At 34.2% G+C, this 26,481-nt stretch carries 23 protein-coding genes; 4 read left to right on the top strand and 19 right to left on the bottom strand.

All coding sequences use genetic code 11. From position 1 onward, the window contains the following. Positions 1-173: 173 nt before the first annotated feature. The 4 genes from ABXT06_RS07105 to ABXT06_RS07090 all read right to left on the bottom strand — a co-directional run bounded on the left by ABXT06_RS07105 (position 174) and on the right by ABXT06_RS07090 (position 3,417). Positions 174-404 (bottom strand): (4Fe-4S)-binding protein, encoded by a 231-nt coding sequence (locus ABXT06_RS07105; protein WP_354590105.1) that lies wholly within the window; start codon positions 402-404, stop codon positions 174-176. A 166-nt stretch (positions 405-570) separates the two neighbouring features. Beyond that, positions 571-1,287, bottom strand: coding sequence for a pirin family protein (locus tag ABXT06_RS07100; RefSeq protein WP_354590104.1), 717 nt, complete (start codon positions 1,285-1,287; stop codon positions 571-573). Positions 1,288-1,569: 282 nt separating this feature from the next. Then, complete coding sequence (locus tag ABXT06_RS07095) at positions 1,570-1,929, bottom strand: hypothetical protein (RefSeq protein WP_354590103.1); 360 nt, start codon at positions 1,927-1,929, stop codon at positions 1,570-1,572. A 6-nt stretch (positions 1,930-1,935) separates the two neighbouring features. Continuing rightward, positions 1,936-3,417, bottom strand: a complete 1,482-nt coding sequence (locus ABXT06_RS07090; protein ID WP_354590102.1) for a helix-turn-helix domain-containing protein — start codon at positions 3,415-3,417, stop codon at positions 1,936-1,938. A gap of 210 nt (positions 3,418-3,627) precedes the next feature. Here ABXT06_RS07090 and aceB point away from each other — a divergent pair, with 210 nt between their 5' ends. Both aceB and aceA read left to right on the top strand, forming a co-directional pair. Then, positions 3,628-5,229, top strand: a complete 1,602-nt coding sequence (gene aceB, locus ABXT06_RS07085; protein ID WP_354590101.1) for a malate synthase A — start codon at positions 3,628-3,630, stop codon at positions 5,227-5,229. Positions 5,230-5,352: 123 nt separating this feature from the next. Continuing rightward, positions 5,353-6,633 (top strand): isocitrate lyase, encoded by a 1,281-nt coding sequence (gene aceA / locus ABXT06_RS07080; RefSeq protein WP_354590100.1) that lies wholly within the window; start codon positions 5,353-5,355, stop codon positions 6,631-6,633. A gap of 196 nt (positions 6,634-6,829) precedes the next feature. On the opposite strand, the gene ABXT06_RS07075 is transcribed toward aceA, so the two are convergent. From ABXT06_RS07075 to ABXT06_RS07040, 8 genes are all read right to left on the bottom strand, one after another. Continuing rightward, positions 6,830-7,405: a Crp/Fnr family transcriptional regulator gene (locus tag ABXT06_RS07075; protein ID WP_354590099.1), complete on the bottom strand. Its 576-nt coding sequence runs from the start codon at positions 7,403-7,405 to the stop codon at positions 6,830-6,832. Continuing rightward, a complete protein-coding gene (locus ABXT06_RS07070) occupies positions 7,405-7,725 on the bottom strand; it encodes a DUF6370 family protein (protein WP_354590098.1) in 321 nt (106 codons plus the stop codon). The genes ABXT06_RS07075 and ABXT06_RS07070 overlap by 1 nt, the downstream gene beginning before the upstream one ends. Positions 7,726-7,727: 2 nt before the next feature. Further along, on the bottom strand, positions 7,728-8,906 hold the full coding sequence (gene purT, locus ABXT06_RS07065; RefSeq protein ID WP_354590117.1) for a formate-dependent phosphoribosylglycinamide formyltransferase: 1,179 nt from the start codon (positions 8,904-8,906) through the stop codon (positions 7,728-7,730). Positions 8,907-9,076: 170 nt separating this feature from the next. Continuing rightward, positions 9,077-10,951, bottom strand: a complete 1,875-nt coding sequence (locus ABXT06_RS07060; protein WP_354590097.1) for a peptidase U32 family protein — start codon at positions 10,949-10,951, stop codon at positions 9,077-9,079. Between the two features lie 138 nt (positions 10,952-11,089). After that, a complete protein-coding gene (locus tag ABXT06_RS07055) occupies positions 11,090-11,635 on the bottom strand; it encodes a dihydrofolate reductase family protein (protein WP_354590096.1) in 546 nt (181 codons plus the stop codon). Between the two features lie 136 nt (positions 11,636-11,771). Next, a complete protein-coding gene (locus ABXT06_RS07050; RefSeq protein WP_066032728.1) occupies positions 11,772-12,227 on the bottom strand; it encodes a ferritin-like domain-containing protein in 456 nt (151 codons plus the stop codon). Between the two features lie 379 nt (positions 12,228-12,606). Continuing rightward, complete coding sequence (locus tag ABXT06_RS07045) at positions 12,607-13,797, bottom strand: pyridoxal phosphate-dependent aminotransferase (protein ID WP_354590095.1); 1,191 nt, start codon at positions 13,795-13,797, stop codon at positions 12,607-12,609. Positions 13,798-13,870: 73 nt separating this feature from the next. Further along, complete coding sequence (locus ABXT06_RS07040; RefSeq protein ID WP_354590094.1) at positions 13,871-14,968, bottom strand: fatty acid desaturase family protein; 1,098 nt, start codon at positions 14,966-14,968, stop codon at positions 13,871-13,873. 107 nt (positions 14,969-15,075) lie between these two features. Here ABXT06_RS07040 and rsmG point away from each other — a divergent pair, with 107 nt between their 5' ends. Continuing rightward, positions 15,076-15,705, top strand: coding sequence for a 16S rRNA (guanine(527)-N(7))-methyltransferase RsmG (rsmG, locus tag ABXT06_RS07035; protein WP_354590093.1), 630 nt, complete (start codon positions 15,076-15,078; stop codon positions 15,703-15,705). Between the two features lie 66 nt (positions 15,706-15,771). On the opposite strand, the gene ABXT06_RS07030 is transcribed toward rsmG, so the two are convergent. The 7 genes from ABXT06_RS07030 to map all read right to left on the bottom strand — a co-directional run bounded on the left by ABXT06_RS07030 (position 15,772) and on the right by map (position 24,968). Further along, on the bottom strand, positions 15,772-16,503 hold the full coding sequence (locus tag ABXT06_RS07030; RefSeq protein ID WP_354590092.1) for a hypothetical protein: 732 nt from the start codon (positions 16,501-16,503) through the stop codon (positions 15,772-15,774). Positions 16,504-16,763: 260 nt separating this feature from the next. After that, entirely contained in the window at positions 16,764-18,389 is a 1,626-nt protein-coding gene (gene pruA, locus ABXT06_RS07025) for an L-glutamate gamma-semialdehyde dehydrogenase (RefSeq protein ID WP_354590091.1), read from the bottom strand. A gap of 154 nt (positions 18,390-18,543) precedes the next feature. Next, complete coding sequence (gene apaG / locus ABXT06_RS07020) at positions 18,544-18,930, bottom strand: Co2+/Mg2+ efflux facilitator ApaG/CorD (protein WP_008467225.1); 387 nt, start codon at positions 18,928-18,930, stop codon at positions 18,544-18,546. Positions 18,931-19,009: 79 nt separating this feature from the next. Then, positions 19,010-20,263, bottom strand: a complete 1,254-nt coding sequence (locus ABXT06_RS07015) for a type IX secretion system plug protein (protein WP_354590090.1) — start codon at positions 20,261-20,263, stop codon at positions 19,010-19,012. A gap of 74 nt (positions 20,264-20,337) precedes the next feature. Next, on the bottom strand, positions 20,338-23,244 hold the full coding sequence (locus ABXT06_RS07010; protein ID WP_354590089.1) for a DEAD/DEAH box helicase: 2,907 nt from the start codon (positions 23,242-23,244) through the stop codon (positions 20,338-20,340). Positions 23,245-23,356: 112 nt separating this feature from the next. Beyond that, positions 23,357-24,130, bottom strand: a complete 774-nt coding sequence (locus ABXT06_RS07005; RefSeq protein ID WP_308852765.1) for a class I SAM-dependent methyltransferase — start codon at positions 24,128-24,130, stop codon at positions 23,357-23,359. A 19-nt stretch (positions 24,131-24,149) separates the two neighbouring features. Further along, the gene (gene map, locus ABXT06_RS07000; protein WP_286969718.1) at positions 24,150-24,968 is read right to left on the bottom strand and encodes a type I methionyl aminopeptidase; all 819 of its coding nucleotides are present in this window, start codon (positions 24,966-24,968) and stop codon (positions 24,150-24,152) included. A gap of 236 nt (positions 24,969-25,204) precedes the next feature. Here map and ABXT06_RS06995 point away from each other — a divergent pair, with 236 nt between their 5' ends. Further along, positions 25,205-26,455, top strand: a complete 1,251-nt coding sequence (locus ABXT06_RS06995) for a DUF445 domain-containing protein (protein ID WP_354590088.1) — start codon at positions 25,205-25,207, stop codon at positions 26,453-26,455. The last annotated feature ends 26 nt before the right edge of the window (positions 26,456-26,481 follow it).

The raw sequence follows: 26,481 nt of genomic DNA, 5'->3' as shown, positions 1-26,481 counted from the left end.
TAACTATCGAGATACACAGATTAAAATGATTAAAAAAATATATCGCCACGAATTACACCAATTTCCCCGAATTAATACTGAACAAGAATTAGTGAAAATTGGTGTAATTCGTGGCGAATAGAAATCACTATAATCCCTTTAATCTGTGGCAAAAAAAAACTAATGTGTAAAGCTTAGCTTTTGTTATTCATGTAAAATGTTAAAGCTCCTGAGGGACATTTATTAACAGTCGAAATTATTTTTTCAGTTATAGATTTTTCTGGAGTAATCCAAGGTTTTTCTTTTGGGTGAAAAACATCTGGATTGTTTTTAACGCAATTAGCCGAGTGAATGCATTTTCCAGATTGCCATACAATCGTTACTTCTCCGTTTGTATATTCTTTAATGAGGTTGTTTGGATTCATGGTTTAAAATTTTAAAAGTTAGTTTAATTTTAAAGTCAGACCAATTTTCTTATTTATAAAGTTAGTCTTTCTTTTTTGAAATAGGATAAAAAAAGAAACGATAATAATCTGATTTTCAGATTTATTATCGTTTCAAAGTGCAGGTGTTTAATTGTTTTTATTTGAATTAATAATTCATCGGAACATCCATTAATAAAAATTCAGCATCTGTATTCGCTTTAATGTTTAAGATATCAGTTCCAGAAATTCCAACCGCATCACGAGAGTTTAGTTCCTGACCGTTGATGGTTACATTTCCTTTTAAAACGAAAGCATAAACTCCGTTTCCTTCTTTTTTGATTTTGTATTCAGCAGTAACTCCAGAATCGAAATTACCCATATTGAACCAAGCGTCTTGGTGAATCCAAACTCCTTCATCATCTGCATTTGGAGATAAAACCTGAGACAATTTGTTATGTCTGTCAGCAACGTCCAAAGTAATCTGCTGATAACGTGGCGTCACATTTCTTTTGTTTGGAAACAGCCAAATCTGCAACAATTTAGTCTGCTGATCTGCATTCGGATTAAACTCACTGTGCTGAATTCCAGTTCCCGCACTCATTACCTGAATGTCTCCGTTTTTGATTACTTCCGTATTTCCCATGCTGTCTTTATGAGCCAAATCACCTTCAAGCGGAATAGTAATAATTTCCATATTATCATGAGGGTGAGTTCCAAATCCCATTCCAGCAGCAATCGTATCATCATTTAAAACACGAAGCGCTCCAAACTGAATTCTATCCGGATTATACCAGCTCGCGAAACTAAAACTATGATAAGCGTTCAGCCATCCGTGATTTGCATTTCCTCTTGATTCTGCTTTGTGCAATACTATATTTTCCATGATTTTGTATGTTTTAATTTTATAGTACAAAGATACGGTCGATGCAGACGAAAAGCACTTAATGTAGATTAAGAAAAGATTCTTTTGAGGTGCAAAGGCGCAAAGTTATAGAGGTTCAAAGGTTTTTTCATGCAGTTTGTCATCCTGAGGAACGAAGGATCACACTCGGAACTCGACAAAGATTGGCGATTAAGCAGATGGAATTTCTTGTGCGATCCTTCGTCCCTCAGGATGACAAGATTATGATGAAATTATGTGATGTAAAGTCTAGAGAAGCGTGTGTTATTTAATCCGAATCAATTTCCCTTTCCCAACCACTTCATCAAGATAATCCGCAGAAGTGCTTTTCTTGTCATGCATAAAAAATGGAATAGTATCTTTTTCAATCTGATCTTTTGGAATGCTAATAATCAAATCGGTATTAATGAAATTATCTAACAATATTGAATTGCCATAAGAAACTTTTCCTTTCGGCAGATATTTGTTATCAAAAGCAAAAATGCTATCCTTAAAAGTAATCTTATCTTTTAGAATATAAGTGCCCTCATCTTCAATTAAATAATTGTAACGGCCAGTAAGTTTATCTGTTTTCTGGTTGAAGTTGATAAAAAACAAAGTAATTATTAAAGCAAAATATTTCATAAGATTCTAACTGTATTGATTGATAAACTGCTGTACAACAGTATCCGTATTTTCATGGCGTTTCTCTCTTTCCAAAACAGTCGGTGGAGCGCTTCTTTCCAAACAATCCTTCACGGCACAAGTTTCACAAGTTACACCAACAATTCGTTTCACCAAAGGTTTTCCATCAATGAATTTAAATTTCTTTTTCATTGTTGGATTTATTAAGATTCCAACGGAAATACTTCTGATGTAATTTTCTGCAAAAGGATCTTTTGTAGCCGATGAGAAAACTAAATATTCGTTTCCGCTATTGGCATAACTCGAAATCTGAGCATCAAAAAAATGAGATTTGTTTTGTTTAATGGCTTCATCAATTGTTTTTATCGAGACCCATCTTCTGCAATAATGTTCGTTGGTTTCGTTTGCATGTGGTTCTTGCTGGTGCGTAATGTGTAATTCTTTATTGATTTGATAATAATCAGATCCAATTTTATGTGATAACCTTAAGAAGAAAAGGTTTTTCAGCTGAAAATCTTTCGGCAATAAATTGGTTAATCGCTGATAAAAAGATTCGGGTGAAACCTCAAAGCTCTCAATCAACTGAACAAATTCTTCCGGTTTCGGGTTTTCATTTTCTAAAAAAGAATTGATTTTATCAACAACTAATTTTCTAGGCAATAATAAAGCGCCAGCAAAATAAGAAGCATAAAAATTATGCAGAACCTGATCGAAATTTTCAAACTTAATCCAGCTGAAAGTCAGCAGTCGGTCTGAAATATTTAAATAGTTATAAGCAATTTCTTTAGCTAAAATGAAAGCTTTTTGCGGAGCGTCGAGTTCGGTTGAAAGCAATAAAGTTTTACTTTTCGGAACAAAAATCGAACGCAAATCGTCTAATGCTTCTTGGTCTGTAAAAGCAATTTCTTTGATATTATATTCGTATTCTTCTTTTAGAATTGCTTCCAATTCTTCAATGCTGATTTTAGAATCGAGATTAATTTGAAAAGACTTAGAAAACGCAATTACTTTTTCTTCTAAATCTTCAAAATAATTGCTGTGCGCTTCCTGATACGAGCGCAAAGCAGCCAAAAAGAAACTTTCGCGGCTTAAATTATAATGCTGTGCAATTTCGATTATCGTACTAATAAACGCATTGACTTTGGCAGGAGCATTCGCAATAATATCAATTAAGTCGGCTTCCTGAATTCCGAAAAGTTCAAGCGGAATCTCTTTTAAAATTCCTGATTTCAAGATTTCGCCAATCGGAGCGAGGTTATTATCGAGTTTTAAAGACACCATTTGGTCGTAAGTCAAGTCCAAATGTTCGCATAAAAGCAAAATTTTATCGGTTTTGGGATATTTTTTTCCCTTTTCAATCTCGTTTAAGTACGATTTTGAAAGATTGGTCAGTTTGGCCAAACCAAAAAGAGACAAGTTTTTTTGCGTACGAACTTGTTTCATTTTTAGCCCAAAAATCAGCTTTATATAGTCTTTTTCGATATCCATAATTCAAATGTAAGTAATCTAAAAATAATCGCCAAAAAAATATTCTTAAAATTTAGCGAACGTTCGCTTGTTTTGTAAAAAACTTTTTTATAACATTGTATCGTTGAAACTTGTTAATTATGAATTAGTTATGATTGAGTTGTTTTGATAGAATAAAACCGATTGAATAGAAAAACTATTTAATCAAATTAAAAATTAAAATCTGCAGCTATGAAAAACCAATTAGAGATCACTGAAATGGCTATAGAATTCCTAGCCGACAAAAAGCTTGCTTATCCAAAAATCTGGACAGAAGAAGCGACTGCGTTTATTATCGAATTGCACAAAAAATTCGAATCGCAAAGAAAATTATTGCTTTTACAGAGGGAACAGAAACAAGTCACTTTTGATCAAGGAATCATGCCGGTTTTTATTCCAGAAACCAAAAGCATCAGAGAAAGTAATTGGACGGCTGGAGAAATTCCTAAGGATTTACTAGATCGAAGAGTAGAAATTACTGGACCAGTTGACCGAAAAATGATTATCAATGCTCTGAATTCTGGTGCTAAAACTTTTATGGCGGATTTTGAAGACAGCACTTCGCCAACTTGGCAAAATCTAATGGAAGGTCAGTCAAATTTAATTGATGCTGTTAACAAAACCATCACATTTACAGATTTGGCAAAACAGAAATCCTATCATTTAAATGAAAAAATCGCAACGCTTATTGTTCGTCCTAGAGGTTTGCATTTGCCAGAGAAACATGTTTTGATTGAAGGAAAGGAAGTGTCGGGTTCTTTGGTAGATTTTGGTTTGTATGTGTTTCATAATCATAAACGACTTTTAGAAAACAATTCAGGGCCTTATTTCTACATTCCGAAATTAGAACATTATTTGGAAGCAAGATGGTGGAATACTGTGATTGATTTTACAGAAGATTATCTGAATCTGAAAAGAGGAACCATAAAAGTGACCGTTTTAATTGAAACCATAACCGCAAGTTTTCAGTTGGATGAAATCATTTATGAATTAAAAGAGCATATCGTTGGCTTGAATTGTGGGCGCTGGGATTATATTTTTTCATACATCAAAAAGTTTAGAAAAAATCCAAAATTCATCGTTCCAGATCGCGATCAGGTAAATATGACTTCGCCTTTTATGAATGCGTATTCCAATTTGGTAATTCAGAGATGTCATAAAAGAGGCATTCATGCAATTGGTGGAATGGCAGCACAGATTCCGATTCGAAATAATGAAGAAGCCAATGCCATCGCTTTCGCGAAAGTGAGAACCGATAAAGAACGTGAAGTTCGAAATGGCCATGACGGAACTTGGGTTGCACATCCAGATTTGGTTTCAATAGCAAAAGAAATTTTTGATAAAGGAATGCCAACTCCAAATCAGATTCACGTAAAAAGAGAAAGTCGAAAAATTACAGAAGCTGATTTGATTGAACCGCCAATTGGATTAATCACAGAAAACGGCGTTCGAAAAAATATCAATGTAGCCGTTTTATACTTGGCTTCATGGCTCAACGGACAAGGTGCAGCAGCGCTTCATAATTTAATGGAAGATGCAGCAACAGCCGAAATTTCAAGATCGCAATTGTGGCAATGGCTTCAGAATAAAGTGATTTTGGATAACGGACGAAAATTAGATTTGGCTTATTATCACGAACTGGGTCTAGACGAATTCAGAAAAATCAAGGAAGAATTAGGAGTAGAAAATTATGAAAAACAGCAATTTCCATTGGCTGAAAAAATGCTGGAAAGATTAGTAGTAAACCTGCACTTTGTGGATTTCTTAACAATTCCATGCTATAAATATTTATAGAACCTTTTAAATCTGCTCATTCTGCCAAATCTGCGAGTGAATAATTTCTCCCGCAGATTTAGCAGGATCAGACAGATAAAAACTGAATACTATATTAACGAACCACTTTAACTAAACTATATTATGAAAACAACAGAAGACAGAATTCAGGAATTGATTAACGATTGGATCACGAACCCAAGATGGAAAGGGGTTGAGCGTCCTTACACTGCGAGTGAAGTAGTAACGCTTCAAGGATCTTATAAAATTGAGCATTCTATTGCCAAAATGGGTGCGGAGAAATTATGGAGAAAGTTAAAAAGTCAGGATTATGTTGCAGGTTTGGGAGCGTTGACTGGAAATCAGGCGATTCAGGAAGTCGATGCGGGTTTAGAAGCGATTTATTTAAGCGGATGGCAGGTTGCGGCTGATGCAAACTTGGCAGGAGAAATGTATCCAGACCAATCGCTTTATCCAGTAAATAGCGTTCCGATGGTGGTTAAAAAAATCAACAATGCTTTATTGCGTGCAGATCAGATTCAAATTGTAAATAAAATTGAAGATAAAAAAGATTATTTGGTTCCGATTGTAGCTGATGCTGAAGCAGGTTTTGGGGGCAACTTAAATGCTTTCGAATTGATGAAATCTATGATTGAAGCTGGAGCTTCAGGAGTTCATTTTGAAGATCAGCTAAGCTCTGCTAAAAAATGCGGACATTTGGGCGGAAAAGTTTTGGTTCCAACGCAAGAAGCGATTAATAAACTAATTGCTGCTCGTTTGGCTTCAGATGTTATGGGAGTTTCAACTTTAATCGTTGCTAGAACAGATGCTGATGCAGCAAACTTATTAACCAGCGATGCTGATCCGAGAGACAGAAAGTTTTTAACAGGAGAAAAAACGGCTGAAGGTTTCTTTTATGTAAAAAATGGAATCGATCAAGGAATTGCAAGAGGTCTAAGCTATGCGCCTTATGCCGATTTAATCTGGATGGAAACCAGTAATCCGGATTTAGATTACGCGAGAAAGTTTGCGAAAGCGATGAAAAAAGAATTTCCAGATAAAATGCTGGCGTATAATTGTTCTCCGTCTTTCAATTGGGCAGCAAAATTATCAGTTGCTGAAATGGAAACATTTAGAGAAGATTTAGCTGAAATGGGATATGCTTTCCAATTCATCACTTTGGCAGGATTCCATGCTTTGAATACAAGTATGTTCGAATTGTCTAAAGCCTACAAAGAGCGCGGAATGGCAGGTTATTCTGAATTGCAGGAAAGAGAATTCGCTTTACAGCAAAACGGATTCAGAGCGGTAAAACACCAAGCTTTCGTAGGAACTTCTTATTTCGATGCGGTTCAAAACACCGTTATGTTAGGAAAATCAGCAATCACAGCAATGGAACATTCTACTGAGGTTGAGCAATTTTAATTCAAAAGAAAATACGGCTCGATTTGCGTGCCGTATTTTTTTTTTGCCACAGATTTCGCAGATTAAAGTGATTTTTTTTAGCCACGAATTACACGAATTTCCACAAATTAAATTGAATAAAAATTCGTGAAAATTCGTGTAATTCGTGGCAACATTTTTTAATCCTTTTAATCTGTGAAATCTGTGGCAAAAAAACTTATTTCTTCAAAAGTCTAGCCTTCATTTTGCTGAAGAATTCTGGTGTTACGCCAATGAAAGAAGCGATTTGTTTTTGAGGGACTTTGTGAACCAATGATCCGTATTTTTTAGTGAATTTTTCAAAACGCTCTTCTGCGGGCAAACTTAGGTTATCCATTAAGCGCTGTTGATTTGCAACTAATGAATTCTCAATTAAAATTCTGAAAAAACGTTCCAGTTTTGGAATTTCAAGATACAATTGCTCCTGATTTTCTTTGGATAAAGAAACAACTTCGGCTTCTTCTAAAACTTCAATAAAAAGCTGTCCTGGTTTTTGCGAAAAATAGCTGTACATATCACTCATCCACCAGCCTTCGCAAGCGAAAGAAAGAACATGTTCAACAATATTATCGTTGATATTGAAACTTCTTAAAATTCCAGAGTTTACAAAATAAGAATGCTTGCAGACTTCTCCAGCATTTAGTAAAACCGTTTTGGCTTTGTAAGTGTTCGTTTCCAGTTTAGATAAAAAAAGCGCCTGTTCTTCTGGTGTTAAAGAAACGTGTTTGGCAATGTTTTCTAGTATTAATGCCATTATTTTTTATCGTCTATTAAAGTAAATGAAGTCGCTTTAAATCTGTCTCCTTTTATTTCTCCCGTAACTAAAGCTTTACTAATCGCATTGCAGAAACCTTTTTCAGCATGTGCGTCGCCGTGATCGTGAATTGTGGTTCCGTCAACGAAATATGATTTTCCATCAATACGAACAGCTAAATCACAGCTTTTGCCTTTCATACCAAATTGACATTCTCCGCAAGAAGCTTCCACGACTGTAGGTTTGTCAAATTTCTTTTTGTCTTGTGCTTGTACTGCGATTCCAATAAAAAGGAAAGCGGCTAAAAGTATATTTTTCATAGTTAAGAATTTACAGTTATTAATTTTGCCGTTTCTTTGGCGCGTTCTGTTACTTCATTAATAGGAGTCGAAAGTGAATCGTTACTTAAAACAACTCCCATTCTTCGATAAGGTCTAGAAGTTGGTTTTCCGAAAATTCTGAAATCGGTTTTTGGTAGGGCGGCTACTTTTTCGATTCCGCTGAAAGTTGGGTTTTTAGAGTCTTCTGAAGCTAAAATTACGGCACTTGCTCCAGCTTTTTCTAAAGTAATTTCGAAAATTGGAAGACTTAAAATTGCTCTTAAATGCAATTCAAATTCGTTGAAATTCTGCGTTCCGGCTAAAGTTACCATTCCGGTATCATGCGGACGTGGAGAAAGTTCAGAGAAATAAACGCCTTCATTAGTTAAGAAAAACTCAACACCAAAAAGTCCAGCACCGCCAAGTGCTTCGGTGATTTTTTCTGCCATATCCTGTGCTTCATACAAATCTTTTTCAGAAACCAAAGCCGGTTGCCAGCTTTCCTGATAATCGCCTCTTTCTTGTCTATGTCCAATGGGTGCACAGAATAATGTTGGATTATTATTTTGAGTAATGGTTAAAAGCGTGATTTCAGAATCGAAATTAACAAAAGCTTCAACAATTACTTCGATAACATCACCGCGCGAACCTGCAACGGCATATTGCCATGCTTTTTCTATATCGCTTTCTGTTTTGATTGTAGATTGTCCTTTTCCTGATGAAGACATTAAAGGTTTTACAACGCATGGAATTCCAACTTCTTGAACAGCTTTTTGCAGTTCTTCTGCTGAAGTTGCGTATTGGTATTTTGCTGTTCTTAATCCCAATTCTTTCGAAGCTAAGTCGCGAATGGCTTTACGATTCATGGTAAAGTTTGCCGCTTTCGCTGAAGGAACAACGGTAATGCCTTGTTTTTCGTAATCGTAAAAACGTTCGGTGCGAATGGCTTCTATTTCGGGAACTATAAAATCGGGTTGATGTTTGGCTACGATTCGGTCAAGTGCTTCGCCATCAAGCATATTGATGACTTCGAAACCGTGAGCAACTTGCATGGCTGGTGCATTTTCGTAACTGTCAACTGCAATTACGGTTTGCCCGATTCGTTGTGCGGCTATGACAAATTCTTTGCCCAATTCGCCTGAGCCTAGGAGTAGTATTTTCATTTTGGAGTGTTGTAATATTTGAGTAGTAAAAGTAGGGAAAAAGCTTTTTTTAACCGCAAAGAGCGCAAAGAATTACACAAAGAACGCTAAGTTTCTGTTTTAAATTAAAAAGAAAAGGTTCGCAAAGATGTTTTAAAATCTTTGCGAACCTTTGTGTATTCCTTTGCGAACTTTGCGGTTAAACTTTTTTAATGAAAATGATCTTCTTCAATCTCAAATTCAGCATCTTTTTCCCAGATTTCCATTTCGCAGGGTTTGCAGTTGAATTTTAGTTTGTATTCCAATTCTCCCTGTTTTAAAACCAATGGTTCTTTTACTTTAACGCCAACGATATCTTTTTGGTGAATTGGGCATTTTTTCAATTCGTATTTGATGCAATATTTAGTTGTCATTACACGAGATTTTCCTGGATCCCATTGTAATTCGAATGCTTTTTCGATTTCGGTAACACCGTGGCGTTCGTAGAATTTACGAGCGGTTTTGTTGGAAACGTTGTACATGAAATCCAGTTTGGTTTCTGGATATGGATGTGACGTTTTTATCAATTGGTGTTCTTCGCGAACGTAATTTGCCAAACGAATTTCTGATAATTGTTCGAAAACATTTCTTCTCATTTCGTTGATTTTTGAAATAGGAAGGAACCAGTTTTCAGAGAATATTACATTGATTTCATCAGCAGTATAAGGTGTGAAACCTGTTTTTGCCAATTGTGTTTTAATGTTTTCTTCGATTGATTCGCCTGTTTTGGTCTGCTCTTTTGGGTGTTCTAAATTTACAGTACTTACATTTCCATCTTCGTCGGTTGCGATTAATTGGAAACCAGTTTCAGTTTCTGTAAGCAATAAAGTTGTACTCAATTTACGAACGGCACTGTCTTCTCTTTCCACAATTTTGATGAAAGCAGCATCGTTATTTCTGTATATGAAAGTTCCATCTTTGATTTCTTTTAAAACGTTTGGATAAACTTTTCCGTTTTCGGCTTTGTTTACGTAGATTCCGTCGGCTTCGTTATTTTCGTTAATGAAGCAAAGTCCATCACCGTTGTTTAATAATTCGCCGTTTTCGATTTCGTAAGCGCCGCCAACAGTTCGGATTAATTTACCGATATATTGACCTTTTGATTTTGGGCTTTCCCAAGAACCAATAGAACTGTGTCTGTCGTTTACGAAATAATCGGTATAACCACGATTGAAAGTCCTGTTTAATGCAGAATCAAAAGTATAAGTGCATTTTCCAGAAGAAGCTTTGGTGTATTTGTCGCTTCCTGGACCTTCTAAATAACTGTCTAATTTCTGACGAAGATAAGATACGTTGTTTTTAACGTAAGCTACATCTTTTAAACGTCCTTCAATTTTGAAGGAAACGATTCCAGCTTCGATCAAATTCGGAATCTGATCTGAAATATCTAAATCTTTAATCGAAAGCAAGTGACTGTTTCTGATTAAAGTATCTCCGTTTCCGTCAATTAAGTTGTAAGGTAAACGGCAGTTTTGCGCACAAGAGCCACGGTTGGCACTGCGTTCTCCGTTTGCCACACTCATATAACAGTTTCCGCTGAACGACACACATAAAGCTCCGGTTACGAAAAATTCTAATTCAACATCAGCTTCGTCGTAAATTGTTTTAATTTGATGCAGGTTCAATTCACGTGCTAAAACGACACGTTTGATTCCGGCATCTTTAAGGAATTTAATTTTATCTGCATCCCGATTATTGGCTTGTGTGCTGGCGTGAAGGACAATAGGAGGCAAGTCCATTTCCATAATCGCCATGTCCTGAATGATCAGGGCATCAACGCCAATATCGTATAATTCCCAAATCATGGCGCGACAGGTTTCTAATTCGTTGTCGTACAAAATGGTATTCATAACCACAAAAACCTGTGCGTTAAATAAGTGAGCATATTTTACCAACTCAGCAACATCTTCGATTGAGTTGTTGGCGTTAGAACGCGCTCCAAATTGTGGCGCACCAATATATACAGCATCGGCACCACTATTTATGGCAGCGATTCCTCCAATTAAATCTCTAGCAGGAGCTAATATTTCGATTTTCTTCTTCATTTCTAAAACTTTAGACTTTTGTGGTATTCCCGAAAAAAAGTGTGCAAAGGTCTAATAAATTATTCGAGTTTGCTAGCAATGAAGTGTTTTTTTTGAAATTGTTAACTTAATATGGAATGAAGATAAATGAATTTTATCTTACTCGGCAGGTTCATAAATAAGTTGTACGACTCCTGATTTGAAAATATTAGTTTTAAGCAATTTTAATTCAAGTCGCTCTTTTAAGTCTTCAAATAATGGTTTGCCGCTTCCTAAAGCTATTGGATGAACTGATATTCTATAAATGTCGATAAGATTTAATTGAATAAAAGTTTTAATAAGACTTGCTCCGCCATAGAGCCAAATGTCGCCACCAGATTGAGTTTTAATCTCATTTACTTTTGTAGTGATATCAGAATTTATAAATGTTGCCTTGTTATCTTGTTTGTTTTGACTTGAAAAAACATATTTCTTTTTTGAATGTACTCCTTTCCAAAGCATTTGTTCGACATTACTTGCATTTGCTTCAGGTTGATAATTACCCCAAGAATCATAACTCACTCGGCCATAAAAAATAGTATCTATACCTGATAAAAAACCGTCAAAGTCCATTTCATCATCCATAATACACCAATCGATTTCTCCATTTGGGCCTTCAATAAAACCATCTAATGTTACGGCCAAATCTAGAATTACTTTTTTCATTTATCAAATATTTATGTTTGGTTTGGGAATGTAAGATAGTTTTTTTTATAAAGGCAATCTGCTTTTAATACTAATAAAAAATAAAAAACTACCCAATCCGAAGACTGAGCAGTTTTCAAAAAAAAGCATGAATCGATTAATTAGCTCTCATTTTAATTTGTGATAAAGTATTTTGAATACTGTTTAATTGTTTTGAAACGATATATACTTGATCGTGTTCTAAATGATTTTCTTCGAGTGCCATTTTGTATTTTTCTATCGCAGCTTCTTCACCAGTAATGCAGGCATTTATGATAGCTTCTGTGTCGCCACCTGTAAAAGCAGATTTGATATCGATCCAAGTTCGGTGTAGAGCTCCAAGCGGACCTCCGCCAGAAGTATCAGTAGATTTTCCTAGTTTGTTGATTTGATTTTGGAGCTCCACAATAAATAAAGCTCTTTCTCGGGCATATTCTAGAAAATCAGTTTTCATAGCTGGATTTTCTACATGCTCTGCTGCGTTTGTATATCCTAGTTTTCCATCTTCAAGAATTGAAATTAATCCTTCTAAGGTTTTGATTGTTTCTGTTGTGGTTTCTTCTGCATGTGTCATGACATATAATTTTTTGAAATTAATATGTTACAAAGTTTGCAATTATAACATGCTTTGCTTTACATGATTACATTTGAAGTTTTACAATATTGTAGAATGGGAATTTTGAAACTGTTTTTTTGTTTGCCACGAATTTCTCGAATTTCTCCAATTTTAATGCTCAAAAGTTTTGTTTTGAAAATGATATTTCTCGTATGCCGTTTGCGTGAGGGATAGAAGTGGAAAGACCGGAGCCTGACGAAGGAAGTGCGAGGACTTGGAACGGATAGCCCGACCCGGAGGGACACGCCCAAAATAACTTCATAAAAAAAACAGCTTAAAGTATAAAAGTGATGAAACTTTTGAACCTTAAGCCGTTTTAATAAAACTTATTGTAATGTTATGCAGTCAAAGCTTCTTTGATTCTGCGCAATGCTTCTTTTAAAATGTCGTTGCTTGTTGCGTAAGAGAAACGAATACAGTTTGGATTTCCAAAAGCGTCTCCGGTTACTGTAGCAACGTTTGCCTCAGCTAAAAGATACATTGAAACGTCGTTTGCATCTTTGATTTCGTGCCCTTTTAATGTTTTTCCGAAGAAAGAAGAAACGTCTGGGAATACGTAGAAAGCTCCTTCTGGAACGTTGATTTTCACGCCTGGAATTTCTTTTAATAATCCGACAACTAAATCTCTACGTCCGTGGAAAGCTTCAACCATGTGGTTTAATACGCTTGGATCTGCATCTACAGCTGTAATTGTAGCACGCTGTGCCACTGAGTTTGCTCCAGATGTAACTTGTCCTTGAATTTTTGTACACGCTTTTGCGATAAATTCTGGTGCTCCAATGTAACCAATTCTGTATCCTGTCATAGCGAATGCTTTTGCAACTCCGTTTACAGTGATTGTTTTTTCTAACATCCCTGGAATAGAACCGATACTGCAGAAAGTTCCTGAGAAATTGATGTGCTCATAAATTTCATCGGCAACCACATAAATATTTGGGTGTTTTTCTAACACTTTAGCTAGAGCTGTTAACTCTTCTCTGCTGTAAACAGATCCAGATGGATTACATGGAGAAGAAAACCACATCATTTTTGTTTTTGGTGTGATTGCAGCTTCTAATTGTTCTGGAGTAATTTTGAAATCTGTTTCAACTGAAGTTGGAACTTCAACTGGAACTCCGCCAGAAAGTTTTACGATTTCAAAGTAAGAAACCCAATACGGTGCTGGTAAGATAACTTCGTCACCGTCGTTTAGCATTACCTGTGCAATGTTGTATAAAGATTGTTTTGCTCCTGTCGAAACTACAATTTGAGTTGGTTTGTAATCTAACCCGTTGTCTCTTTTAAATTTTCTGCAAATTGCTTCTCTCAATTCAAGGTAACCTTCTACTGGAGAATAAGTGCTATAATTTTCGTTTACTGCTTTTATTACTGCTTCTTTAATGAAGTCTGGTGTGTTGAAGTCTGGTTCACCTAAACTTAAGCTGATAATGTCTTTTCCTTGTGCTTTTAATTCTCTTGCCAAAGCGGCCATTGCTAAAGTTTGCGATGTCGCAAGATTGTTGATTCTGTCCGAAAGAATATGATTCATTATAAAATTTTTGATGTCCTTAATTTTATGCGCTTATTAAGGAAGGTTAATTATTAATAGATTTTTTTAGTTTCTAAACTGATAATTCTGGTTTCATACCCAAGTCACGTAAATGCTTGAAGTGAGCTACAATAGCGCTCCCCATTGTTTTGTATTCGTAATATGGTAAATTGCATTCTTTTGCAGTTTCCTTTACGATTTTTGCAATTTTACCATAATGAATGTGGCTAATATTTGGGAAAATATGATGTTCGATTTGATGATTTAACCCACCAGTATACCAATTTACGATTGCATTTTTTGGTGCAAAATTAGTCGTAGTGTACAATTGGTGAACAGCCCATGTGTTGTCCATTTCTCCTAACTCATTTGGAGAAGGATTTGTAGTATGATCTACAACGTGTGCCAATTGAAATACGATGCTTAAGATTAGTCCTGCAGTATAATGCATTACAAAAAATCCAAGAAGTACTTTCCACCAAGTAATTCCAATTACCATTGGTAAAACGATCCAAATAGAAATATAGATAACTTTAGTAATAATAAGGGTTGTCCAAAGAATTTTTGGGCTTTTTGGTTCGCCGTAAGATAATTTTCTTTTCAGATAATTTCTCATCTGTTTAAAATCAGTGGTAATAGCCCAATTGAAAGTCAATAAACCATACAAGAAAACAGAATAATAATGCTGAAAACGGTGAAAACGATGCCATTCTGCATGTTCTGTAAAGCGGATAATTCTTCCTGCATCCAAATCTTCGTCGTGTCCAGGAATATTGGTATAGGTATGGTGAAGAACATTGTGCTGTACTTGCCAGTTGTAAACATTTCCTGCCAATACATAGATTGTTCCGCCCATAAATTTGTTAATCCAGTTTTTGGTAGAATAGGAACCATGGTTACCGTCGTGCATTACGTTCATTCCAACACCAGCCATTCCAATTCCAATTACGATTGATAAAAGGAGCATTACCCAAAATGGCATATCAAGAGTAAGAATTAAAAAGTACGGAGTTAGAAAGACAGCAAATAGAATAACAGCTTTTAAATGTAACTTCCAGTTTCCGGTTTTTTTGATGTTATTTTCTTTAAAGTAATTGTTAACGCGAGAGTTAAGCGTTCTAAAAAACTTTAAATTGTCTTGCCTTGCAAAAGTAGGAGCCGTGTTATTCATAATTAATTTAAATAGGTTTCAAAGGTAATTATTATAAATTTTCAATTTGCAAAATTGAGTTAAATATTTCAATCGTAAAGTAGTACTTTTGTTAAAAATTTACAGCAATGGATGAGATATTGAAATATTTTCCCAATTTGACCGATCTTCAAATTGAACAATTTCAAAAGTTAGACTTTTTGTACCACGATTGGAATGAAAAAATCAATGTTATTTCGCGCAAAGACATTGATTCATTATATACAAAACACATTTTACATTCGTTAGGAATTGCTAAAATCATGAAATTTGAGCCTGGAGCGACTGTTTTAGATGTTGGAACAGGTGGAGGTTTTCCGGGAATTCCCTTGGCGATTCTTTTTCCTGAAACTCGTTTTTATTTAATTGATGTAATTGCAAAAAAAATAAAAGTGGTTCAAGGTGTTGCAGATGCATTGGAATTAAAGAACGTAAAAGCAGAACAAAAACGTGCCGAATTAGTAAAAGGTGATTTCGATTTTATTGTAAGTCGAGCAGTTACTAATATGCCTGATTTTGTTTCATGGATTAAAGACAAAATCAAGAAGCAACACAAACACATGTTAAAAAATGGAATTCTGTATTTAAAAGGTGGTGATTTAGCCGAAGAACTAAAGGATTTTCCAAATGCTACTTTGTATGACTTGGCTGATTTTTTTGAGGACGAATTTTTTGAAACAAAAAAGGTGGTACATCTTCCATTAAAATTCAAACCATAAATAACAAATAACCCGATTAAGAAATTCGAATCGGGTTATTTTTTTGAACAAAACCAAAGCTTAAAATTATGAAGCTTTTTTTGGAAGATTTAGAAAGCTGTTTGCTTTATAATCCAAATTATCAATGAAACCATGAATAGCATTTTCTGATGCTTCAACAGAATATTTGAATTTTTCATCAAAGAAAAACTCTCTACAAATTACAGGCTCGTTTGAAGAGTCATATACGGCCTCATCAGTTTCATCTAATGCTTCATTTTTATATGGATTAGAATGAGAATGAGTTAAGTTGATAATAGCTTGAGCAAACCAATTGTCGAAGTTTTTCTTTTTTGGTGTAATATGACGCGCCAATAATACCAATCCAACAAGGTCGTTTTGTAAAAAGTAAGAACCTTTACGATATCTTACATCTACCATTCTCACATTCATTAATGCAATCCAAAGAGCACCATTTACAGAGCCAGTTGCGGGAACTTCAAAATCGGTGTCAAATAATAAAGGATTTGTTTGTTCACGATTATTAATAGAACACCAAAGTGCTTCAATACGTTTTTGTGTATCATTTGTCGCTTGAGTGTAACCTGTAAATCGCCAGTAAACCCATTCTAGTAATGCCGCGGTTAGCCCCATAGAACCTTTATGATTTATTTGCATTAATGTTTCTTCAAGATCTTCATTTCCTTCAATAGGATCTAAAAACTGATTTATTTTCTTTTTTGTCCATTTATAATCAATGGAATGGCCAATACTTTTAGATTCCATAATAACTTTAGGAACATTGTTTAAATTTCTCATACTTATGTTTTTTTTATTATTTACATGCTTTTGAATATTTGAAGCAAAATTATAAGTATGTGTTTTTTCTGAATGGAACTAAAAGTTTTTAAAGTATTAAAATAAGCCATTTCGAATTTTTAAAGTGCTGATTTTTAAATAAATAAGAAAAGTATTACAAAAAATACAGCCTTTAAATGTGGGTAAAAACAAAAAGCCGATTCTTTTTGAGAATCGACTTTTTTATATCGACAGGTAAAACCTGAAACCTGAAACAAAAATTAACCTAAGAAAGGATATCTGTAATCTTCTGGAGTTACAAAAGTTTCTTTGATAGTTCTTGGAGAAGCCCAACGCAATAAGTTCAATGCAGAACCTGCCTTATCGTTAGTTCCAGAAGCTCTTGCTCCACCAAATGGTTGCATTCCTACAACAGCTCCAGTTGGTTTGTCATTGATGTAGAAGTTACCAGCAGAGTTTTGTAATTTAGTTGTAGCTACTTCAATAGCATAACGATCTTGGCTAAATACAGCTCCTGTTAAAGCGTACTCAGAAGTAGTGTCTACTAACTCAAGAGTTTCTTCCCATTTAGCATCTTCATAAACATAAATCGTGATAACTGGTCCAAATAACTCAGTTTCCATTGTAGTATATTTTGGGTTTGTAGTTACAATAACCGTTGGTTCAATAAAGTAACCAACAGATTTATCGTAATTTCCTCCAACGATGATTTCAGCATCAGCATCTTTTTTAGCTTGGTCAATATAACTAGCTAATTTGTCAAAAGAACCTTCGTGGATAACTGCTGTAATGAAGTTTCCAAAATCTTCTGGAGAACCCATTTTCATAGATTTTACATCAGCGATTAATTGTTCTTTTACAGCAGGCCACAAACTTTGCGGAATATAAGCTCTAGAAGCAGCAGAACATTTTTGTCCTTGGAATTCGAAAGCTCCACGAGTAATTCCTGTAACTACTTGTTTTACGTTTGCGCTTGGATGAGCAATGATAAAATCTTTACCTCCAGTTTCACCAACAATTCTTGGATATGTTTTGTAATTGTGGATGTTTGCACCAATTTTAGCCCAAATATCTTTGAAAACGTGAGTTGAACCTGTAAAGTGAACACCAGCAAAATCACGGCTTGCTAAAACTGTATCTGTAATCATTAAAGCATCTCCAAAAACTACGTTGATAACTCCATCAGGAACTCCTGCTTCTTTGAAAACTTCTAAAATGATTTTTGTAGAAAATACTTGACTATCACTTGGTTTCCAAACCACAACGTTACCCATCATTGCAGCACTTGCAGGAAGGTTTGCAGCGATTGCAGTAAAGTTAAAAGGAGTAATAGCGTAAACAAAACCTTCTAATGGTCTGTATTCTACACGGTTCCAAACAGAAGAATCTGATTTTGGCTGATCGTTGTAGATTTGAGTCATAAACTCAACATTGTAACGTAGGAAGTCGATTAATTCACAAGAAGCATCAATTTCTGCTTGGTGAATATTTTTAGACTGGCCAATCATTGTCGCAGCATTAATACGAGCTCTGTATGGTCCAGCGATTAGTTCAGCAGCTTTTAAGAAAATAGCAGCACGCTGTTCCCATGCTAAGTTTGCCCATGCTTTTCTTGATTCAAGCGCATTTGCAATTGCTTTTTCGATATGTTGTTTTTCAGCTAAATGATATTTTCCAACTACGTGCTGGTGATCATGAGGAGCTGTAATGTTTCTTGTATTTCCAGTTCTGATTTCTTCGCTTCCTATATGCAAAGGAACGTCAATTTGAGAATTCCACATTGTGGTATAAGCAGCTTGAACAGCAGCTTTTTCTGGTGAGTTTGGTGCGTAGCTCTTTACAGGCTCGTTTACCGCTTTTGGTACATGGAAAAATCCTTTAAGCATGTTATTTAAAATTTTGTGAATTAGACAATTTAAAGTTAGACGATTTGTTTTGTTACGAATAATCTAATGTTGCACAAAAGTACAAAGGATAAATTAATAAATTGACAATTTTATGATTAAGATAACGATAAAAGCAATAGTTGTAAACTATATCTTAATTTAATGCAAAAGGAGCACACATTCTAAAAGTAGGAACAATTACTTTGAATGTTTTAGTAGTAGTAAAATTGATCATATTGAAATGACCTTTCATTGCTCCATAAGGAGACGATAATAAACAGCCAGAACTGTAAGTGTGGTTTTCGCCAGGTTTTAAAACTGGTTTTTTACCAATTACACCTTCACCATCTACAACTTCTAAATCATTTAAAGAATCAAAAATTTCCCAATGGCGAGAAGTTAATTGTACAGAATCTTTACTATGATTTTCGATGGTAACTACGTAGCTAAAAGCAAAATGAATCTTGTAGTTTTTGAAGTACGTACCTTCAAAACTAGTCAAAACAGATATTTTTATGCCTCGTGTAATTTGAGAAACCATACTAACGCCGTATATATGTGAGTGTTATAGAGGCAAAGCTACAAAAAAAAATCGTTTAATCTAAAACCTTAACATTGTTTTAATTGACTATATTGATAGAGTTTGCATTTCCTTTTCCAATTACACGCTGATAACGATCGGTTGCTTCTTTATAATAAACCAAGATGGTGTACTCGTTTTCAGTCTGATAAAAGTTTCCGTCAACGGCATTTTCAAAATCGACTACACCTTTTTTATCTGCAACGGTATACTGAAAATTAGTAAAACCTTGTTTGATCATAATGGCTTTTTCAAAAACTCCTTTGTCATTATTGTAGTCCATTTTGTATTCTGGAGAAAGGCTGTAGTTATTAAACATTCCAGTAATATAAATATCTTTGTTCATTCTAAAAGCAGGAGCAGAAAGAGTAAAATATACCCAAGCATAATCGGCTTCAATGTCGTTGTTAGAACCGTTTATGTTCTTAACAACAAAATTTCCGTTTACATCTTCATAATTGGTGTAAATCTGATTTCCTCTTGCGGCATTGGTGTATAAAAACGCATTGTAAATATCGTTGTTCGAACCTATTTTGGCTACATTATTATTGGCTGCTCGAATGTCTTTATTTTCAAAATATAAAAACTCGTTTCCGCCCCAGAACTGGGTTTCTTTGTCGTATTTATAAACCAGCTGATTGCCAATTGTATATTGAGGAACAATGTTTTTTATCTCGGTATGAAAATTTCCGTTTTGTAGTAAAAGCACTTTTACATTTTGTAATGGAGTTTGAAAAACAATATCATTAGATAAAATGGCAAAATCAAGATTCTGTTTGTAGTCAATATTGCTGAGGTTGCGGCTTCTTTTTACTTGAACACCAACCGTACAATGGTTTTCATACACAATAAATTTTCTAGAGAAAACAACTTCTCTATCTTCATTTAGAATTCGTAGCATGTAATTTCCCGAAAGCTTCAACAGCTGCGTAAACTGATTTGGAAAAGAAAGCCTATAATGCGTATATACCTGAAGTGTATTAAACGAATTGGAAAAATCTGTAATTCGTTGATTATCCATACCAAAAATATAGTCGGTTTTTGGAATATCGGTCGGAAACCAGTTGTAGTCGCAATGAATAACTTCAAAGTAATAATTGGCTTCATTACCAAACAAATCATCAAATTGAAATGTAAATGGAGATCCTAATTCGAAAATTGGCGCAACATTACTGCCATTCTGAATAAAAGAAACAGTTTTGATATTATAAGGAGGATCAATTTCTTTTTCTTGAGCTTTCGCTAAAGTCAAAATAAAAAGAAAAATAAAGCTTGTATATAAAAATTTTGGCATCTTAAAACGTTGTAAGATTGTAAATATAACAATTTTATGTAACGAAAAAGATGCCAATCTATTGGATTTAACGATTAATTTCCTAGAATATACTCTAAGTTGCCTTCAATTTCATCATTGATATAACTTTCTTCTAAAAGTGAGTCAGACAATAACTTTTTGTTTTCCTGCAATTTGATGATTTTTTCTTCAACTGTATTTTTAGAAATAAAACGAATCACATTTACTTTATTCAACTGTCCTATCCTATGTGCACGTGCAACACCTTGTTTTTCTGCGAAAGGATTCCACCAAGGATCTAAGAATAAAACATAAGAAGCTTTTGTAATATTTAAACCAACACCTCCAGCTTTAAGTGAAATAAAGAATAATAAAGGATTTTCTTTTTCCTGAAACATTTTAACCTGCTGTTCTCTTTTGTCTGATGGAGTTTCACCTGTAATTTCACAGAAATCTATTTTGTTTTCTTTACACCAATCAGTATAAAAATTTAGATTAGTAACAAACGAACTAAAAATGATTACTTTCTGTTTTGCTTTTACTAAATTTTCTAAATAATTGGTTACAGCAATATACTTTCCAGAATCAACCTCAGATTCCTGATCAACCATTTTCGGGTGATTACTCAGCTGTCTCAATTTCATCAAAGTATTAATGATATTGATTTTGTCTGGGCCGGATCCGTCAGTTTTAAGCAAGAAATTACGAGCTTTAGATTTCTCTTTCTCGTATAATTTTTCCTGTTCAGGATCCATGTCACAGTAATAAATCTGTTCTGTCAATTCTGGCAAATCTTTTAGAACCTGTTCTTTAGTTCGTCTTAAAATATAAGGAGCGATGAGGTTTTTTAATTCCGTTAAAACTTCTTCGTTCTGTTTTTTCTCAATCGGATTTTTGAAGTTCTCCATAAAAAAAGCATAACTTCCTAAAATCTCAGGATTTATAAACTGCATTTGCGACCATAAATCGTCAAGCGAATTTTCGATTGGTGTACCACTCAAAGCAATTTTATGTCCTGTGCTGATTTTATTTATGGCTTTAAAAATCTTAGAATTTTTGTTTTTGATGTATTGACTTTCGTCCAAAATCAAATAACGGAAATCGTATTTTTCTAAAATTGAAATATCACGATGAATAATGCTGTAGCTTGTAAAAATCAAATCGGTTGAATTGATTCTGCTTGCTAATGATTTTCTGTCATTTCCAACATATTGCATTTTCGAAAAATGTGGCGTAAACTTTCCAGCTTCATTAAACCAGTTAAAAACCAATGAAGAAGGAAGAACGATCAAAGCTTTTAGCGGTTCTCTTTCGATAGTGGTTTCGTTAGCAAACAAATCAAAATTGGTAGTTTTAGTCGTAAAGCCTAATTGTTCTTGTACAGAAACCAGAACGGACAAAGTTTGCAACGTTTTTCCAAGTCCCATATCATCGGCGAGACATGCTCCCATGTTAGAATTAAAATGACCTAAAAGCCATTTTACTCCATCAACTTGATATGGTCTTAAGGTTGCTTTTATTAAGTCAGAACCAGTAAATTCAGCTTGATGAATTTGGTCTAAATCATTGTCGATCTCAGAAATTCCGTCTAAAGCGGTAAAATTGCTTTTTCGCAAAAGCAAAACACCATTTTCTGTTTTGGCTAATTTTGCCAAAGAACCGTATTTGCTAAACCATTCTAACGGAATCAAGAAATAATTTCCGTCAGGTAATGCAAAAAGTCTTTCCTTGCTTTTTATGTTGGGAATAATTTCGCTGAAATTGATTTTATAATCTCCAACTGTAATAATGATTCTAATGTCGAACCAATCTCCAGTCGTTTCTTTTGAAGCAGAAATAGTATGGTTTTCTGTAATGATTTCTTTACTTTCCAGTTTTAGATTTTCAATAGTAAAGCCTAAATTTTTCAGATCTTCTTTATGGTCAATAATCAACTGAATATTGATGAAAGGATCTGTATTTTCTGCTTCTGAATTTAGTCCAAATAATTCGTTTTTGATTTTAGATAACCCAATTTCATTTAACTTTTCAATGAATAAATTCTCGTCTGGATTTCTTTTAAACTGAATTATTTTAGGTTCATTAGCAATACTAAAATCTACAAAAGAATGTGTTTTTTTAGTTTTGCTTGCATCAAATGAATATCCGTTATAATCAAAATAAAGATTAAGATAATAACAGTTTTTAAAGAAATCATGAATAGGCTGAATCGTGCAAGAAATGATTTTATCTCGAAGCTCAATTTCAAAACCTGTCGCTTCAATATCAATTTTTTTTGCTATTTGGGGGATAAAGCTTTTAAAGTAATCATCAACTAATTTTGAAGGAATTTCAATTGATTTTTTCTTTAAAAAAGGCATTAGTTTTTTAGAGTTTAACTCTTTTAACTGTCCTAATTTTTTATTGATAATAAGCCAGCCTGGTTCATCCAAAAGAATTTCTGCTTTGATATCCATTGGAGAAAAAATAGTTTCATTTTCTTTTAAAGAAAGTGTGTAAGTGATTCCTTCTGTATGTTTGTCAAATTGAATCTGCGGTTCAAAATCAAGTGGTTCAATGCTGACTCTTGAACGGTAAAAATCTTTTTCGGGTCCAAGGTTTAAAGACAGTGGAAATTGTTCTTTTACAATTAAATCGTAAAAAGAACTTAAATTAAATTTTAAATGCTGACGAATAGCAAACTCAATTTTTGAATCTTTCTGCAAATCAGCAATTGTTTTGGCCGATTTAATTTTGGCGCCGAATTTTTTTAAAATAAATTCAGGTTTTAAAGAGTCACAAGCTGTTAGTATTCTTTTTGAGTTGGAATCTAAAGTATCAAAAGTGATTCCGAAACTTTCAAGTACGTCGGGACTTGCTTTTTTGTCTAAATATTTGATTTCGATAGTATTCTCAACAATGTATGCAGTTGGAATATAGACATTCAGATTTTTTTCCAAACTGATGTCAAAACAGAACTGAAATGATTTTGTAGGTTCCAAGGTTTAGGGATTTGGTTAGGCTTATATTTGGGAATTGGGCAAAAAAATAAAGAGTTTTCAAATCTAAATATTTTGAAAACTCTTTATTAAATGAACTTATATGGTGAAAAAATTAGTTTTCCTGTTTAAAGCAAAGCGGAATAATCTCGCCTTTTGCTAAACAGTATTTCTCAACCAATTCTGGGGCAATTTTGTTAGTGTAATCTTCTTCAATTACAATAAATCCAATACTTCTTAATTTATCGAAATAGTCGCGTCCGTAAACACGAACGTGGTCATATTGTCCGAAGATTTTAGCACGCTCTTTTTGATCTGTAATCGAATCATCTGCAAAAGTAACTTCGCGTGATAAATCCTGTGGAATCTGTAAAATTGCCATTCCGCCTGGTTTTAAAACACGAAATAATTCCTGCATTGCTTTTGTATCGTCTGGAATGTGCTCTAAAACATGATTACATAAAATAACGTCATATTCGTTGTCTTTGAAAGGTAAATTACAAATATCTGCTTTTACATCTGCCAATGGCGAAAGCAAGTCAGTCGTTGTGTAATCTAAGTTTTTCTGCTTACGGAATCTTTTATAAAAAGCTTGTTCAGGAGCAAAATGCAATACTTTTTTAGGTGCTGTAAAAAAATCAGTTTGATCGTTTAAATACAGCCAAAGTAAACGGTGTCTCTCTAAAGAAAGCGTACTTGGCGAAAGCACATTATTACGTTGTTTTCCGTATCCGTAAGGTAAAAACGATTTAAAGCTTTTTCCGTCAATTGGATCTGTAAATTTATCTCCTTTTAATGAGAATGCTAAAATTGGTCGCGCCACGTAACTTAAACGAATTAATAATGGACGCGGTATTGTATTTAAAACTAATTTAAAAAGTTTTTTCACTGGTTTGATTCGGGTTGTATTATAGTACTAATGGAACTTGTCTGAATTCGTCTTCTTCATTGCTTTCGATTCCTAAAGCTTTGTAAATGTATTGGAAAGTCGATAATAACTCAGGTTTTCCATCAACTAAAGCTACATCGTGCTCAAAATGCGCACTAGGTTTGCCGTCAGCAGTCAAGATTGTCCAGCCGTCTTTAAGTTGTTTGATGTTTCTAGTTCCCATGTTGATCATAGGCTCGATTGCTACAACCATTCCTTCAACAAAAAGCTTTCCGCGTCCACGTTTTCCGTAATTTGGCATTTCTGGCTCTTCGTGCATTTTTTGCCCAACACCATGTCCAACCAATTCACGAACGACTCCGTAACCATGAGCTTCAGTATATTTTTGAATCGCGTTTCCAACATCTTCTACACGATTTCCAGCTTTAAATTCTCTAATTCCAACGTAAAGAGATTCTTTAGTAACACGTAAAAGTTTTTTAACTTCCGGTGCAACTTCTCCAATTTCGAAACTGTATGCGTGATCTCCATGGTAGCCATTTTTAAAAGCCCCACAATCAACTGAAATAACATCACCGTTTTTAAGAGGAACATTGTTAGGAATACCGTGAACAACCTGAGCGTTTGGACTCATGCAAAGCGAATTCGGGAAATCATACAATCCAAGGAAACTTGGAACTGCACCGTGATCACGAATAAATTCTTCGGCTAATTTGTCAAGATATAATGTAGTAACTCCTTCTTTAATTTCAGAAGCAATCATTCCTAATGTTTTTGATACGATTAAAGCACTTTCACGCATTAATTCGATTTCCTCTCTAGTTTTTTGGATAATCATATTTTTTCCATTTTTCAGTTCGCAAAAGTACAATTTTTATCTCAATTTTTATGTGATTTTTTTTCGCAACGAATTCACGAATTTATGCAAATTTAAATTGATGAGATTCAGTTTCACTAATTTAAATTTTAGAGATAAAAAAGAGGAAATTCGTGAATTCGTGCCGATTAAACAATGGTTAGAGTTAAAGGGTTTCGGAAAAAAGATATAAATTAGTAGTACAAATGCTTATAATTATGGAAACTATTACAGATCGAGATATAGAAAAAGTTAAAGCTCTTAAGAAAATGAAGCGAAATGCTTTGGGACTTTTGGGTATTGCAGTGCTGTTGTTTTTAGTTGCTATTTATTTTAAAATTCCGATGCTGCAGGCTTTTAGCGAAGCGGCTATGGTGGGTGGAATTGCCGATTGGTTTGCGGTTGTGGCATTGTTTCGTCATCCGATGGGAATTCCGATCTGGCATACTGCCATTATTCCAACTAAGAAAAATGAAATAGGAGAGAATCTTGGAAATTTCGTTTCTGAGGAATTTCTGGATCGTGAAAAAATGGAGATTAAGTTGGATGAATTTAATTTTGCTGTGAAAGCTTCAGATTGGATTTCGCAAGAAGAAAATGCTAATAAAATAGCAAATGTTGTTGCCATAAATATTATTCCTGGAATTTTACGAACAATTAAAGACGAAGATGTCAAAAGATTTATTCAAGTTCAATTCAAGGAAAAAATAGAGGAAATAAATTTTGGAGATTGGGTAGCATTGGCATTAGAACCTTTGCAGAAAGGAAACTTAAAAAATCAAATGCTGACGAATCTTCTCGAAGTGATGAGCAGTGAATTGACTAATAATAAAGATTTAATTAGGCAAAAAGTAAAAGCTTCGACTCCGCTTCTAAGTTTTGGATTGGCAGATAAAAGCATTACAGAAGGTGTTTTTAATGGTTTGCAGGATTTTTTGAATGAAGCTAAAAAGCCAGAAAGTGCAGTGCGTCTAAAAATTGACGAATACATTTTTAATTTCTTGGAAAAAGTAAAAAACTCAGAAGAAATGAGAGTTAAAATCAACGATATGATTTTGGGTTTTGTTGGAAAAAAAGAGGTTCAGGATTATATTAATGGAATTTGGGACGAAATCAAACTTTCCGTTACCAATGATTTAAATAGAGGAGATGATTCTTCAATTAAAAATAATATCGCAGGACTAATTCAGACTTTTGGAAACGGAATAAGAGAAGATCATGTAATGATTGATAAAATAAATGGTTTTATTAAAAACGATTTGCTTTCGATGCTTTTGAATAATAAAAAAGTAATTGGAGATTTGATTTCGTCAACCGTAAAAAGTTGGGATGGAAAAGAAGTTTCAGAAAAGCTGGAACTAGAAATAGGAAAAGATCTTCAGTACATTAGAATCAATGGAACTTTGGTTGGGGGAGTTATTGGTTTAATAATTTATGGTGTAGAGCAATTGTATCATTTTGTATTTTGACGGCAGTAAGTTAAAAAGTAGGAATG

The sequence above is a fragment of the Flavobacterium sp. UW10123 genome, from assembly GCF_040538975.1.
In the GTDB taxonomy this organism is placed as follows: domain Bacteria; phylum Bacteroidota; class Bacteroidia; order Flavobacteriales; family Flavobacteriaceae; genus Flavobacterium.
The sequence above is the reverse complement of the archived record's forward strand: the minus strand, read 5'-3'. Positions and strand labels throughout refer to the sequence as shown.